At 35.3% G+C, this 16585-nt stretch carries 10 protein-coding genes; 4 read left to right on the top strand and 6 right to left on the bottom strand.

The features are described 5' to 3' along the window. The 3 genes from JO950_RS17890 to JO950_RS17880 form a co-directional block, all read left to right on the top strand. On the top strand, positions 1–2661 hold a 2661-nt coding region (locus JO950_RS17890; protein ID WP_202703864.1), incomplete at its 5' end, for a MupA/Atu3671 family FMN-dependent luciferase-like monooxygenase. 82 nt (positions 2662–2743) lie between these two features. Then, complete coding sequence (locus JO950_RS17885) at positions 2744–3700, top strand: TauD/TfdA family dioxygenase (RefSeq protein WP_202703863.1); 957 nt, start codon at positions 2744–2746, stop codon at positions 3698–3700. 187 nt (positions 3701–3887) lie between these two features. After that, the gene (locus tag JO950_RS17880) at positions 3888–5519 is read left to right on the top strand and encodes an MBL fold metallo-hydrolase (RefSeq protein ID WP_202703862.1); all 1632 of its coding nucleotides are present in this window, start codon (positions 3888–3890) and stop codon (positions 5517–5519) included. A 187-nt stretch (positions 5520–5706) separates the two neighbouring features. On the opposite strand, the gene JO950_RS17875 is transcribed toward JO950_RS17880, so the two are convergent. From JO950_RS17875 to JO950_RS17850, 6 genes are all read right to left on the bottom strand, one after another. Next, on the bottom strand, positions 5707–6360 hold the full coding sequence (locus JO950_RS17875; protein WP_202703861.1) for a YceI family protein: 654 nt from the start codon (positions 6358–6360) through the stop codon (positions 5707–5709). Between the two features lie 97 nt (positions 6361–6457). Further along, positions 6458–7483 carry an LLM class flavin-dependent oxidoreductase gene (locus tag JO950_RS17870; protein WP_202703860.1) on the bottom strand — a complete coding sequence of 342 codons (1026 nt, stop codon included), beginning with the start codon at positions 7481–7483 and terminating at the stop codon, positions 6458–6460. Positions 7484–7659: 176 nt separating this feature from the next. Then, positions 7660–8043, bottom strand: coding sequence for a hypothetical protein (locus tag JO950_RS17865; protein WP_230000598.1), 384 nt, complete (start codon positions 8041–8043; stop codon positions 7660–7662). 7 nt (positions 8044–8050) lie between these two features. Next, complete coding sequence (locus tag JO950_RS17860) at positions 8051–10411, bottom strand: penicillin acylase family protein (protein ID WP_202703858.1); 2361 nt, start codon at positions 10409–10411, stop codon at positions 8051–8053. Next, positions 10404–11045 (bottom strand): 4'-phosphopantetheinyl transferase superfamily protein, encoded by a 642-nt coding sequence (locus JO950_RS17855; protein ID WP_202703857.1) that lies wholly within the window; start codon positions 11043–11045, stop codon positions 10404–10406. The genes JO950_RS17860 and JO950_RS17855 overlap by 8 nt, the downstream gene beginning before the upstream one ends. After that, positions 11038–11739 carry a thioesterase II family protein gene (locus JO950_RS17850; RefSeq protein WP_202703856.1) on the bottom strand — a complete coding sequence of 234 codons (702 nt, stop codon included), beginning with the start codon at positions 11737–11739 and terminating at the stop codon, positions 11038–11040. The genes JO950_RS17855 and JO950_RS17850 overlap by 8 nt, the downstream gene beginning before the upstream one ends. Before the next feature lie 1145 nt (positions 11740–12884). Here JO950_RS17850 and JO950_RS17845 point away from each other — a divergent pair. Then, the coding region (locus JO950_RS17845; RefSeq protein WP_202703855.1) for a condensation domain-containing protein at positions 12885–16585 on the top strand (3701 nt) is incomplete at its 3' end.

Raw genomic sequence — 16585 nt, 5'->3', positions numbered from 1 at the left:
GGGATACAATTGGAGCGAAGTGAGTGGATGATTGTGGCGATACTGGGCGTATTAAAATCAGGAGGAGCTTATGTTCCTATCGATCTGGAATACCCTCAGGAAAGAGTTCAGGCAATTGTTGAAGATAGTAAATGTAAAATTCTACTGGATTTAGAAGAATTATTGAGGTTCCAAGAATTTCAGGAAAAGTATTCAGTAAACCAAATAATAACAGCTACCCAATCATACAATCTTGCTTATGTAATATACACATCTGGATCTACAGGAAATCCCAAAGGAGTGATGGTAGAGCATCATAATGTCACTAATTTTTTTACTGGAATAACAAATATTTTTGGAGAAGAGAAAGGGGTCTTTTTATCTATGACCAATTTTACATTTGACATATCTGTATTGGAACTTTTATGGACACTGAGTAAAGGATACAAAGTTGTTATACAAGGAGACATCAGGCAGATTAATGATGAAACGAATAACAGTAAGCCATTAGATTTTAGCCTGTTTTATTTTGGCAATTACGAAAATGGAGAAGACAAGTATAAGTTGTTGATGAATGGAGCTAAATATGCAGACGAAAATGATTATTTGGCAGTTTGGACCCCTGAGCGCCATTTTAATGAATTTGGAGGATTATATCCAAATCCTGGTTTAATGGCTGCAGCACTGTCTTCTGTTACTAAAAAAGTTTGTATTAGAGCTGGAAGTGTTGTACTCCCACTTCACCATCCAATTAAAGTTGCTGAAGATTGGTCTGTTATTGATAACCTGAGTAATGGACGTGTGGGAGTAGCATTTGCTTCAGGATGGCATACAGATGATTTTGTGTTAACACCCGATAATTATGAAAAACGCCATAAAGTAATGTATGAATCAATTGATACATTGCGAAAATTGTGGAAAGGAGAAAGTGTAACATTTGAAAACGGAATTGGAAATTTAAAAGAGACAAAAATATTTCCCAAGCCTGTACAAGACGAATTACCTCTTTGGATTACTTCAGCCGGGAATAAGGAAACATTTATTTCAGCAGGAAAGATCGGTGCTAATATCTTAACACATTTATTAGGAAATTCCATGGAAGATCTTGCAGAGAAGATTGCAGCATACCGAGAAGCTTATGCGGAAAATGGATATGATGTCAAGAAATCGAAAGTAACTATAATGCTGCACACCTATATTGATACGGAAGCGAATATTGAGATAAATGCTCGTAAACCATTTATTGACTATATAAAAAGCTCTGCAGAACTGATTCGAAATTTAATTCCTGATCTCGATCAAAATACAGAAATAAATCGATTCTCTGAAGATGATTTAGATGATTTATATGAATACGCATATAAAAGATTTATTTCTACCTCAAGTATGGTTGGAACAAAGGAAAAATGCTTTAAAATGCTACAAAAGTTAAGTGTTATTGGGGTAGATGAAATTGCTTCATTAATTGATTTTGGAGTTGATTATGATTCGACTATGCAAAGTTTGAAACGATTAACGGAACTTAAAGATAGCTATAATAATTCACAGAATAATTATTCGGTTTATTCGCAAATTAAGAAACACAAGGTAACGCATTTACAGATTACCCCTTCTATGGGAACATTGTTGAATCAGCATTTTTCAGAAAATGAAGGTTGGAGTTCAATTACGAATATCCTTTTGGGAGGAGAACCAGCTACTGCTTCATTAGTAAATGATATTTATCAAAAATTACCCAATGCGAAACTATATAATATGTACGGTCCAACTGAAACAACAATATGGTCCACTGTAAAACCATTGGAGAAAAACACTCAAAAAATTGAGATTGGTGAACCGATTGCAAATACCAGAATCTATATTTTGGATGATAATCGTAAGCTGGTTGCAGCAGGTGTTCAAGGAGAGATATATATTGGAGGCAAAGGAGTTTCACGTGGATATACAAGTAAAGCGCTAACCGATCTGAGTTTTATTGAAAACCCTTTTATAGGCGAAGATCGTTTATATCGAACCGGAGATTTTGGGTTCTGGTTAAACAATGGCGCTCTCTATTGTTCCGGTCGTAAGGATCAACAGGTCAAGATTCGGGGATATCGTATAGAGCTTGGAGAAATAGAGAATGCTCTGTTAAAAAATGAATTAATAAAGGAGGCTGTAGTTATATCCAAAGAGAATATATCAGGAGAAAAACAGTTGGTTGCCTACATTACTTCCAAAAAAGAACAGAACGTAGGTGAATTGAGGTTGCTTTTAAAAGAGTTTCTACCGAATTTTATGATTCCAAATCATTTTGTTCAATTGGAAGAATTACCTCTCAATGTTAATGGTAAAATTGACAAGAAATTATTGCCGGCTCCTGAAGGATTGGGATTGGCAAGTGGCGTAGAATATGTAGCTCCGCGTAATGAGACAGAAAGAAAGTTGGTAGAAATTTGGGAAGAAGTATTGCAAAGAGAAAATATTGCGATAAACGAGGACTTTTTTGCTTTAGGTGGTCACAGCTTAACAGCAATACAGCTAATCATCAGGATTGAGAAAAATTTTGGAGTTAAAATTAATATTAGAAATCTGCTCTCTAAACCTACAATTGATAGTCTGTCTGAAGAAATAAGTACTTTAAAATGGATAAAGGAAAGAAGCGGAGTAGTACTTGTTGAAGGAGACGAATTAATAATATAGAGTCAGTTGAAATTGTTCAGCCTTTTATCAATGACTCAGTATAAAATTAAAGACATAAATATATATTAAATAAAATGATGCTATGAATTTAGATGATATTAAAATTATTTCAGGAAAAAAGATGTTGCTGGAGATAGATACCAGTTATAATAATCCCTTGATATGGGCAGAAGAAAATAAAAAGGATGTTGAAAATTTTTTATCAACCAGCGGAGCACTACTGATACGTGGCTTAAATATAAATGGCAGCATTGAATTCGGACAGGTACTAAAAAGTCTGTTTGGTGAGGAATTAGTTAATTATACTTATAGATCTACTCCAAGAACGGAAGTCAATAACAATGTTTATACTGCAACAGAATATCATGCTTCAGAAATAATCCCTCAGCATAATGAAAATGCCTATTCTAATGCATGGCCTATGAGAATAGGTTTTGTTTGTATGGTTCCGGCTGCTAAGATGGGGAATACCCCTATTTCAGACAGTCGTGTTGCCTATAATGAGATTCCTAAAGAAATTCGGGAAGAATTTGAACGGAAAAAAATTATGTATGTTCGAAACTACTCAGATATGGATTTGCCTTGGCAAGAAGTATTTCAAACTGACACAAAAGCAGAGGTTGAAAAATTTTGTAAAGACAATCGTATTGATTATCAGTGGACTGCTAATGGTTTGAGAACAAAGCAAGTCAACCAGGCATCCATATTACACCCTGTTACAAATGAAAAATTGTGGTTTAATCAGGCCCATTTGTTCCACTTGAGTAGTCTGGATATAGAACTGCAAGAAGGTTTGATTGAGCTATTGGGAGAAGAGAATATCCCCAGGAACACATTTTTTGGAGATGGAACTCCCATAGATGTAGAGGCTCTCACTGTAATCCGTGATGTCTACGAAAGGACAAAGTTTACATTCGACTGGAAAAAGCAAGATCTACTCTTGCTTGATAATATGTTATATACCCATGGGCGTGAACCATATGAAGGAACAAGACAGGTACTCGTTGGTATGGCTAAAAAGTACAGTCCCATTATCTGATCTAATAAAGGTTAATTTAGGGCGGCACATGAATAGTCACGTTAAAGTTTCGTGCTATTTTTGTTGCTACTCTTACTTTCTCTTTAAGGGGAAGAAAAATTTTTGTTGCTAAAAACAACAAAAAAATCTGACGAGTTGTCAAAAAATAGTATAAATTGAATTCAAATAAAATTAAACCAAAATTGTAATGGAGGCTACTCAAAACAAGTATTATTTAAAACCGAATGTGGCGCTTGAAGCGTTGTTTGACCGATGGTATGCATGGTCGCATTTAATTTCCCCAGCTACAGCGGCAATGAATGTAAAGGACAGGCATTTAAAAATCATGGATTCTTATGTTAAAAATCCAAAGATTCATGCAGCAGCTGTTAAGAAACCTGAAATGTTGGGAGGACCTTTTATTGATTATGATGGTAAAAGGGTGGATGAAATAAAAGATTTAGCAGATCAAATAAGAGATAAAAGAGCGCATCTGTTGAATCTGGCAGATGCAGTGAATGAGTTGAATGAACTTTTGCAAGTACACGCAAAAGGATATTCTCTTACGCCTTTATACGAAAAGGTCCCTGAGATTTTAAAAGGTTATGTTGAATTATACTATGATTTAAATGACCAACCAAATTTTAGATTTTTCGAAGCACTACTGTATAGGAGTGAATTCTATGATGATTCGGCCCAAACAATTGCGCTGCAGTTGGTAGAATCTGATACGCAGAGAAGTTTTGTACTGAGTACACCCAGACTCGATGATGAAATAACTATTCATGCAGAAATTCCTTTTAGTCATTCTGTTATAGATCAGTTGTTCAAAATGAAAAGAACTCCCGGGGATTATGCTGAAATCAAGAAAATTTTGCAAATAAAAGAGGGACAAGAAGAGTTATTTGATAGCTTTTTTACTTTAGAAGCTCCTAAACAATATGAACAGTATACGGGGAACGGAATCAGAACAAGATATTTTGGCCATGCCTGTGTACTAGTGGAGACAAACGAGATTTCACTTTTGGTTGATCCTGTGGTTAGCTATGATGGTTATGAAAACGATGTACCCCGTTTTACGACGGAACATCTCCCGGACGAAATCGATTATGTTTTAATCACTCATAATCATCAGGATCATGTTTTGTTTGAAACTTTACTTCAACTAAGACACAGGATAAAGAACATAGTAGTTCCCTCTTCAGGAAAAGGAAATTTACAGGATCCAAACTTGAAATTGATGTTCAAGAATATAGGATTTGATAATGTGATAGAATTGGATGACATGGAGTCCGTAGAGTTGGATAAATGTGTAATTACCGGGCTTCCTTTTTTAGGAGAACACTGTGACCTAGATGTAAGATCTAAGTTGTGTGTTCATGTTAATTTGCATAATAAATACAAAGTATTATTTGCGGCAGATTCTCAAAATATAGAGCCTAAATTATATGAAAGAGTACATAACATAATGGGTGATGTCGATGTGTTGTTCCTAGGAATGGAATGTGATGGCGCTCCATTGTCTTGGTTGTATGGACCACTTTTACCTAAAAAAGCAGATCGCGACAAAGATCAATCCAGAAGATTGGCCGGTAGCGATTGTAATGAAGGAATGTTTATTGTAAATCAATTCAATCCAAAAGATGTCTTTGTTTATGCAATGGGGCTTGAACCTTGGTTAGAATTTATCAGTTCTATTAAATATACTAACGAATCAAGACCAATAGTTGAATCCAATCTTTTAATTGAAAAGTGCAGGGCCATTGGGATAACTGCGGAGCGTTTGTTTGGTGAAAAAACTATTGAATATTTTGAACTGCCGGAGCTTGTCAATAATTAAAAAAGCTAGTAAGTAAGTTCTACTTGTTCCTCCGATTTTTTATTTTAAAAGATCGGAGGGAGAAGTATTTATCGCCCATTTTAATAGCACTGAGCCACAAAATGCGGGATTAATTGTTAGCCTTTACATGGGAGTGAACAGAAGCATTTTTTGCAGCTGTTTATCTCGTGTAAATTAGGTATGGGATTTAATTTTTTGCGATAATATTTACAGTGAATTCAATAGAATCCGACATCGTTTGATCAGGTAAAAGATCAAAGAATTTCCCTGATTTATAGCGGACATTCCATTTTGTCCGGTCAATGACCAACTTGCCATTCATCTGGACAATTCCGTCTTTAACTTCAATTTTAGCCGGAAAAGAGACAGGATTTGTAATACCTTTTATCGTTAGGTTTCCTGTAACATTTTTATTCTCACCATTTATTGATGTAACCTTGATAGCTGTAATGGTAGAAGTGGGGAATTTTTGAACATCAAAAAAATCAGACGATTTTAAATGTTCAACAAGTTCATTATCACTTTTATGTCTTTTATCTGCAATTGTATTCATGTCTATTTCAGCGGTACCATCTATAAGCTGACCGTTTTTGATTATCAGTTCTCCTTCTGATATAGAGACGTATCCTGTATTGGTGTCAGAACCAATTAACATAGAGCCTTTCCATGTTACAACACTTTTTTTGGTATCAATACTATATTCTTCATTCGCACCAGGCTCTGAGGAAAAAGTGCTTGCTCCCGCATTGTCTATGTTTTCTTCTTTTATAGGTCCACGGCAACCTAAGAACAAAGGAATAATAATTAAAATTAAGTAAGTGATTGATGCCTTAGGGTTCATAACTATAGAAATTATATTGATTAATAATAATTGACAAAAAAATAAACTAACTATACCTTAATATTTGCTGGTCAATACTGCTAGGATAAAACCAGACTTAATAGATTACAGGGGACTCCTGTTTTACTATCGGAATAACTTTGTTTCCAATTACCTCAATGCATTGTAATAGTTTTTCGTGGGGTAGCGAGGCATAATCCAATTGAAAACAAAATCTGGATATCCCGCCAAGTGCTTCTGATAAATGGAGAATTTTTGCTGCAACCTCTTCTGGATTTCCTACCAATAAGGCACTTCCCGTTGATTTCAAATCGATTTCAAATCGAGAAAGACTCTTTGGTAAACCATGCATTTTACTCATAGAATTAGACCAACCAGGATAGAAATCTTTAATCGCTTCCTCTGTGGTATTCGCGACATATCCCATAGAGTGTAATCCAACTTTTAATTGATCTTTACTAAAGCCGGCATCCTCTCCGGCTTCGCGGTAGAGCTCCACTAAAGGAATTATCTGGTCTATTTGACCATCAATGATAGCCACCATTAAGGGTAGGCCAAGCTCTCCTGCACGAATAAAAGAGGCTGGCGTTCGCAAAGCAGCATGCCATATTGGTAGAGAAGCTTGTAAGGGGCGCGGGTAGACACTTACATTGTCTAAAGAAGGTCGAAATTTACCCGACCAGGTAATGGTATCATTGTCTCGAATTTTAAGCAAAAGTTCAAGTTTTTCTGTAAACAATTCTGCAGAATCCTTGATATTTAGTCCAAATAATGGAAATGCATCAAGAGAAGCTCCTCGACCAGCGATAATTTCGGCACGTCCTTTTGATACTAGATCCAGTGTTGCAAACTCTTGAAACAATCGGACAGGATCAACCGTACTTAATCCGGTTACTGCACTTGTAATTCGTATTCTATTGGTAATCGATGCCGCCGCCGCCATCAATACTACAGGTGCTGAATCCAGCTTGTCTTTACCATGGTGTTCACCAATTCCGTATAAATCAAAGCCTAGCTCGTCTGCAAACTTTATTCGCTCAAGTAAGTTTTCAATTGCTCGTTCATCTCTTTCCACAATTGTCCCTCCGCCAGACGAAACAAAAGTGTCAATTCCAATTTCCATAAATGTGATTTTAGATATTATTTTAAACCATTATCAATTAAAAAAGTAAATCTCCTGCATTTTCAATAGAAACGATCCATTGAAAGTGAAAGGGTACTTGGATTTTGGCGTGATGTGTTTTATGGAAGAAGGTGTTTTTCCATCACAAAAGCAGCCAGTACGATAAACGTTATTCATCATTCGGATTTTGTGAGTTGCAATTCAAGAACCTCTCTTCCGTTTCTAAATAGATATCCGGAGTACACTCCCAATCCTGTTAAAACACCTCCAATAAGACCTATTATGAGATGCAATAAATAAATATGTAATGACATGAGTTTAGCCACAGACGACATTATTTCACCTTCATAAATGATCTCGAAATAGATAGTTGATAAAAACCACGCCATAAAACCCGATATAAAGCCCCATACAAAAGAGGAAATATTCCATTTTTTAAAGGGGAGTGTTGCCCCTAATACAAACATTGGCACCGAAAAACTCCACCAAGGAAAGAAATCTAACATCCCCATGAAGATTAAAACACTAAATAGTATTGCGAAGGTTATTAATTTTTTCATTATTAATTTATTTTAAAGACCATTTATACTTTGCTTCTGCATTTCCTTCGATTAAATTACCAAAGAATTTGAGTTCATAATACTGACCATTTCTCCAGGTGTCAACGAAGTGATCGTATTCATCCGATGACGGATTTCCTGATTGTCCTCCGGCATAAACAGCATATCCTTTAGGTCTTTTTTTCATTTCCACAATCATTCTTAAAGAAGGCCCCCATCTTTTAGAAATGGCATTTAATGCTTGTGGATGTCCTCCTTGTGGTAAGCCCTTCTTGCTGAAATATTCAATATTGGACAAATGCATGATATCTATTTTATTTGTATTTCCCCAGTTCGAACGTTTGGTGGTATCATTCAGCATTTGATTAAATGAAATAGCAATAATATCAGAAGCCGTTTCTGTTTTTTCGGTCGAAAGCAGATCGAAATATTTATTATTTGGATCGTTAGAAATCATATCTAGTAATACCAAATCATCCGGAACCAGTTTAGTCATCTTATATCGGAGTAATTCATCCCATGTATTATTTTTAATCTTAGTCCACCAAAGCTCAAATAATGGTGCTAGGTTAGAATCTTTATCATACTTGCAATTCCAAAGAGAAAATTCTTTTAAATATTTGTTTTTACCTGAAGGCATTCTTTTTAATAAAACAGGAATCGCTAACTCTGCCAGACTGTTCGTATTATCCAGTTGCATTGATTTCATGTCTTCGACAGACAGTTTTTCTTTGGCGGACAAATAGGAGTCAATTTTATTGGCTCTTAATTCCAGATAGTGGCCATAAATTAGGGGTGAATTACTGATCTTATAAGGATTATTGTTTGCTGAAAACACATAGCCCTGATCTGGATTGTAAGAATAAGGTAACTTGTCTAATACCGCTGTAGAAAACTGATCCGATCTGGTTCCGTCCATGACAAACTTACCTTGATTCTTCCATTTTTTTGCAAGAATTTTTCCTTGATGGTGAATCGAGATATTCCCTTCAACATCGGCATAAGTGAAATTTTGCGAAGGGCATTTGTAATATTGAATGGCGCTCTTAAATTGCGTATATTTTGTTGCTTTGTTCAGCTTGATAAGAGCTAAAATTTCATTAGAAGGATCTTGCAAGGTCCAATTTAAAGCATAGCCTTCTAGCTCCGGCTCTCCCTCGCGAAAATCAGAAGGTATAGGTCCATGTTTGGTGTAGTAAACGGTGTCTAAAAATGGTTTATCACCTCTAATTTTGATTTCTTCGACAACACTGTCCGTTTTTACCCATTTACCATCATACTTGTAATAAGAATAGTTGTCTTTAACCTCCAGTTTGTAATAATCACGTACATCATCAGAACCATTTGTTAATCCCCAGGAAATTTTTTCATTAAATCCTATTACCACCCCCGGAACCCCCGGTATTGAATACCCGTAGACATTTTGTTCATTCGACTTTAATTGTAGTTCATACCAAACTGCCGGAAACGAAAGGTTTAGGTGTGGGTCATTGCACAACATGGCGAATCCCGATTTGCTTTTTTTAGGCCCAACGGCCCAACTATTACTCCCTAAATTGGGATTGTAAGCACTTGAGGATATTTGTGAAGCCGACGCAAGAAATGAATAATCAATATATTCATTCTCCGGCAGGGAGTCAAAAATTCGCTGAATAGCAAACTTTTCTTTAGTTTTCTTTAAATAGTAATCCGGAAACAGTTTATTGTATTCTTTTGATCCAAGAATCATCTGTAAGTAAGAAGCCGAAACATCTTCTTCGAAGCCCGATAAATTGGCTGACATATACTTCATGATTAAAACAGATTTTAAATTGGTCCATGGCTCCGGAGAATAATCCATAAGTTTATATTCAATAGGTAGATCAGCATATGACAAACTGTTGATCCAAGCATTTACGCCGGCCGTATAACTGTCTAGTGCTCTTTTTGTTTCCTGGTCCTTTTCGATGTGTTTTAAGGTGTTTATAGCCGAAGTAAGGATTCCGTCTCTTCTTGTTTTTCGGTCGTGGACAAAGAATTCTTTCCCCAAAATTTCACACATTCTTCCGGCAGACACATAGGACAAAAAATCCATTTGCCATAACCGATCAGATGCGCAAACATAACCTTGTGCAAAAAACATATCCTTTTGATTGGCTGCAAATATGTGAGGAACAGCTCTGTCATCGAAAATTATTTCAGTTTTCTGGCTGACTTTGATACTTATGTCTTTATTGCTGTTAGAAGTCTGTTCATTTTGAACAGCACCTATAAACGGATTTAGAAAAGTACCCAGCGGAGGTACCATATAAACTTTTCGATCCAACACTACTACTAGCATTATCAAAGCAACTAACGGAAAAAGAAATTTTACGGATATTTTATTCATTATAAAAGAGGGTTGGATCTAATTCTAGTTTATTAATTTGAATATTTGGTATTTGAGAACATAGTGCTAATTTATAATTTGCCGCAATCGATAGCGATGTTGTAAACCATTTGTTTTCAAAGCCTATTGATGGTTCCAGACAGTTTTCATGATGTAAGCCTTCTACAATTCCAATTCCTTTTGCTTTTAAATAAGCTTCCTTGCGGGTCCAAACGGTAAAGAAGGCGTCACTGGAATCATTAGCGTCAAGAATGAATTCTTTCTCCTGAACATGAAGATAGTCTAATACAGTAGAGATATCAAAATCGGAGCATTTTTCAATGTCTATTCCAATTTCTTTATCTGAAAATGCTACAGTTACAAAGCTACCGGAATGAGAAATATTAAATTTTTTTCCTCCGGAATAAAAAGGCTTTCCTCCGGGAGATATTTGCCAATTTGACCAAGAAAATGTTCTGTTTGAAACTTCAAAATATTTCTTCACCATTAATTTACTATACAATTTTAATCGCCTATCTTGATGATTTTGAAATCGCATAATTTCTTTGTGCATGTTATTTGGAAGTGACTTAAGCATACTCTCCATATCAATTTGACTAACGTTTACAGTGTCAAGATACCAGAGATCAATCATCTAGATTTGTTATGATTCGTACTAATTCTGCCGGGTGATCGTGTATAAAAAAATGATTACCTTCAAGTAAATGGGACTTTAATGCAATAGAGGTGAAATGTCTCCAGTTTTCAATATCTTTTGCTGTTTCTTCTTCATCTCCCATTACCGCAACAATAGGTGTATTTACTTTAAAATTGGAGTCTAAGCGAGGGCTTTTTTCTAATATTTCAAAGTCAGACCTCATGATGGGGGAGAAAAAATTGAATAGTTCCTCGTTCTCCAATACTTCGGTGGGAACACCGCCTAAACTGATTAGTTCTTCTTTTAATTCCTTGTCACTTATTGTAGATCGACATCTGTCTTCATCGCCTGTTCCCGGACCGGCATTTCCTGCTACAATGAGTTTTTTTGGGGAATCACCCAGTTCTTCCATTTTTTTGGTTACCATAAGTCCCAATTGTGCCCCCATGCTATGACCAAAAATGATATAAGGTTTATCATTTCTCAATGAATTAATTTGATGTAGTAAGTCATCAACTGCTTCTGATTGAGTAGATAATAAGTTTTCCTTAATTCTTTTTCCCCGGCCTGGTAATTCTAACAGATGGAAATCAAAATTTATGGGTAAAAAGGGTTTTAAAAAATTGAATGAATTGGAACTACCACCAGCAAAGTGCAATAAAAAAACTTGCATATTTTTTTTAAATATCATTTTATATTTTTTAATAGAATAGAAAGAGCCGCCATGGTCAATCTGTTATCATCGATTTTATATAATTTCATTATTAATCGATAAAATCCAAAAAACAAATCAAATGTACCTGCTGGTGTCACCCAGTATCGGTGTTCTATTTTGTTTTTTCAGCAAACCAATAACGATAGGATCGAAGAGTATACAATTAAACCAGTCGGATGAACACTTGTTATATACTCTTACATTGTCATAAGACTTTATTTTTTTATAAAGTTTTACGCACTTATAAGGATATCATTAAGGTACAATGTTACAATTATTCAAATTAAAAACAAAATTTAAATCTAAGTATATAGGTAATTTGTGAAAGTTTTTTTTGTAAGGGTAAAATGTTTCAGGAGATGCTTCTCGGGGACAAAAGTCAATAGGCAGACCCTGCATCGTGACAAATAGTAATGTGGCTTAGTATTTCTTTTCGTTGTAAGGTTGAAGATTGGTATTGTCCAATTAAAAATGCTATTGTGCCGATAACTTTAGACCTTAAAAAAATCATTTTTGCCTGATCACGCGACGAATTTCAGTGGGGTTAAATATTGTTGTTTTTTCTAATAGCAAGGCATAAGGTAGGTTGGAGATATTTTACATATGGATTGGGATAGTTAATCAAATACTACCTATATATAGTTGCTGCATGTAAAAATATTATTATTAAAAAATTTGTTGTTTTTCACTTTGCTTTTATCTAACTTAGCCACAGTCTATCAAATTTAATTTCTTGAAAAGAAAAAATAGATATACAATTAAATAGGGTTTTTGTAGTACTCCAGGTTTTAATAGAGCATAGTGTTAATGCAGTTGCACAGGAGTTTTTAGATAGTATTATCTAAGTGCAAGACCTTATTTATAGACAAAAGAACTTTTGCAAAAAGCAATAGAAGTCGAAATTTACGAATTGTAATTGAAATAATGGATTCCGACTTATTCTATGGTATTGTTTAATAAAATGATACCTATTTAAAGGCTCTTCATATTTGGTGAAAACAAAAAATAGGAAGAAAGTAAATAAGAAACCCTGTAGTAGAACTATTTGCGTTTCTATGAGTTTTAAAAACCTTAAGTAAAATAAAGTATAGGACCGGAATTGCACAAAATTAATAAGAACTATGTTATATGATTCCGAAGTACTTTCATTATTGACTAAATTAAAGGCAAAGCAGATCGCAATAGCTCTGGATGATACTTTTGAAAATTTGAGAGTCAGAGGTGATTTGAAAAAATTAACGCCTGAAGAGAAACAAGCACTAGTTGATAATAAAGCTGAAATTATTCTTTTGTTAAAAGATAGTCTGTCGGGAATTCAAACTATTGAAGCTGCAAAAGTACAATCTTCTTACCCAATTTCTGATGCCCAACGTAGAATCTGGATATTAAGTCAATTCAAAGATGGGTCTGTTGCGTACAATATGCCTACGCATATTCATTTGAATAAGGACCTTAATATAAGTTACTTTAAGCAGGCTATAGAGGCTACCTTAGAGCGGCATGAAATGCTTCGAACGGTTTTTAGAGAAAATGAAGAAGGTGAAATTAGGCAGTGGATATTAAGCAGGGAGGATTTAGATTTTGAAATAGGTTATCGAGATTATCGGGAAGAGGAGTTTAAGCATGAGAAAGTCTTAAGTTTTATTGGTACGGATTCCTATAAGGCATTTGACCTGAAAAACGGACCTTTGTTACGGGCTGCTCTGCTTCAGACAGCTGATAATGAATACGTATTCTATTTCAACCTGCACCATATTATTAGTGATGGCTGGTCAATGAAAATTCTCTATAGCGATGTGTTTTTCTATTATGAAAAATACATGGAAGGAAACAATCAAAATTTGCCTTCTTTGAAGATTCAGTATAAGGATTATGCTTGTTGGCAGTTAGACCAGATTGAGAATGATTCATTTAAAGTTTATAAAAAATATTGGTTAGATAAATTATCCGGTAAACTGGGAATCTTGGATTTACCAGGTGCCAACATGCGGCCTAATGTGAAAACTCACAAAGGAAGAACAGTTGCTACTTACTTAGATAAAGATTTAACAAACAGATTTAAGAATTATGCATTGCAAAGATCAGGAACTCTGTTTATGAGCCTTGTATCAGTGCTGAAAGCTTTTTTACGCAGGGAAACGGCTCAGGATGATCTTATTGTAGGAACCCCTGTTGCGGGAAGAAATTTACTGGAATTGGAAAACCAAATCGGGTTTTATGTAAATACGCTAGTATTAAGAACCCGGATAGATGAAAAAGATAATTTAGAAGATATTTTTCGAAACGCAAAGCATACCATATTAGATGCTTATGCCCATCAAGCCTATCCTTTTGATCGCTTAGTGGAAGATATAGGACAAAGTAGACAAACTAGTAGAAGTGCTATATTTGATATTTTGGTGGTGCTACAGAATACGGATGAAAAAATGAAGGAGATATCAATCTCTGAATCCAACATTGATGATATAGTTGAGATTAGAACAGGGACGAGTATCTACGATATTAAATTTGAGTTTCAGGAGAACGAGGATTATATCGCATTTTTAATTGAGTACAATCAGGATCTCTACAAACCTGCAATAATAGAGAGGTTTATAAAACATTTTAAAACGTTTTCGAGCTTAGCCTTAACAAACCCTGCTCAGGAGATCGGATCTCTGGACTATCTGTCGGTTCAGGAAAAAGCAGAGTTGAAGTTGCTTGATAAACAAGTTTTTACAGCTGTTTCTAATACTACGATTGTAAGTCAGTTTCATGAACAGGTTAAAAGGAATAGTTTAAAAACAGCGTTGCGATGTGGTAATGAAAGTTATAGCTACGAGGAGTTAAATCGATGCGCAAATCAGGTTGCTCATTTTTTGCTGGAAGAAGCTGCTATCAAAAAGGAAGAAAAGATAGGATTAGTATTAAATAATGGATTCTACAGCATCGCTTCCAGGTTAGGAGTGTTAAAAGCTGGAGGATCCTACTTAGTTTTAATGCCGACAGCCCACGAAAACCATTTAGCATCAATGATTTCTGATTTTGAAATCCAAACATTAATCATTGAGAAGGAATTTATAGAACAGTCAAATAGGCTTCAATGGAGCTCAGCTACTCTGAAAAATTATTTATGTGTAGACAGCAATGATGTAAAAGCGGAGAAGGAGTATCGTGATAATATAATGATGAGCCAAGAACTTTGGGACCATGTGGGGAGAAGGGCTGATGATCAAATAACAAGTGGGGGATGGATAAGTAGTTATACAGGAGAAGCCATTTCGGATATAGAGATGGAGGAATATTCCATGAACGCCTATAATAAGCTCAGGAATAGTCTTCATTCTGACATGAGAGTACTGGAAATAGGATGTTCTTCCGGAATAACCTTAAGTAAGATTGCTCCTGAAGTTGCCCTGTATTACGGAACAGACTTATCTCCGATTATTCTCTCCGGAACTGAAAAAATGATTGCTGAGAACGGAATTAAAAATGTGAAATTAAAGCAACTGGTAGCGCATGAAATAGGAGAGCTGGAAGAGAAGGACTTTGATCTCATCATTATAAATAGTGTAATCCAAAATTTTCACGGGCATAATTATTTTCTTAAGGTGATAAAGGAAGGAGTTAAGTTGCTTAAAGAAGATGGAAAAATCTTTATTGGTGATATTATGGACATCAATAAGAAGTCTGAAATGCTAGAGGACTTGCATCAATTTAAACAAGATAACAAGGATAAAGGCTATACTACGAAGACTGATTTTTCGTCAGATTTTTTTGTGTCGAAAGGATATTTTGAGGACCTTATTATAACCGAAAAGAACATCGTAGAGGTGTCTGTTAGTGATAAGATAAGAACAATAGAGAATGAATTGACTAAATATCGTTATGATGTCATCTTGCAAATTGATAAGAGGCAGGTAAAAATAGTAACGGAAGAAGAAAATACGCAACAAAGAAAAATAAAAAGACAATATGACAGGACGGATCTGGTAGTAAGATCTGAAGTAAACCCGGAGATACAGGTTTCAGCAGACCAGGTAGCGACCATCATTAGTAATTTTGATACTGTCGACGAGCAAAAATCCTTGCTCATTCGTCATAGTGATGTAGTAGGGTTATTTAAAATGGATAGCACCTTATTTGACTATGGAAGTAGTAACAAATGGGCAACTTTCCTTCAAAGAACCCCTTCGATATTGGAAATTTATGGGACGCTATTGTTTGGATCTGAGCTTGTCTTGGTTCCGGAATTGCTTCAGCATAATGAATCATTATTAGAGTTTCTGGAAAAAGAAAGCGTAACACATCTGAGTGTAGAAGCCTCTGCTGTTTCTAATTTATTATTGGCGAAAGAGTTGTATAATAAAGATTCAGAAATCTGCAGTTTGATTGTGGATGATGAAGTAGTAACAGACGATAAATTTCAGGAATCTATCACGAATTCAGCATTTAGAATAATCAATAAGCGCGAAATAACAAATGATTCATTTCCGACTTTTGATTGGATTTTCACAAAAGAAGAAGAGCACGAACTATTGTTCACTTTCAACGATACAGCAGTAGCCTATCCGAAGGACAAGACAATTGTAGACTTGTTTGAAGAACAGGCTGCAAAGACACCGGATAACATCGCCATAGTCTTTGAAGATACAGAACTGACTTACAGGGAGCTTAATGAGCGATCCAATCAGCTGGCGCATTACCTAATAGAAAATTACAACATTCAGCCGGATGATCTGATAGGGATACAATTGGAGCGAAGTGAGTGGATGATTGTGTCGATACTGGGTGTGTTAAAATCGGGAGGAGCTTATGTTCCTATTGATCCGCAATACCCTGA

Source organism: Flavobacterium sp. UGB4466, from assembly GCF_903469665.1.
Classification (GTDB): domain Bacteria; phylum Bacteroidota; class Bacteroidia; order Flavobacteriales; family Flavobacteriaceae; genus Flavobacterium; species Flavobacterium lipolyticum.
The sequence above is the reverse complement of the archived record's forward strand: the minus strand, read 5'-3'. Positions and strand labels throughout refer to the sequence as shown.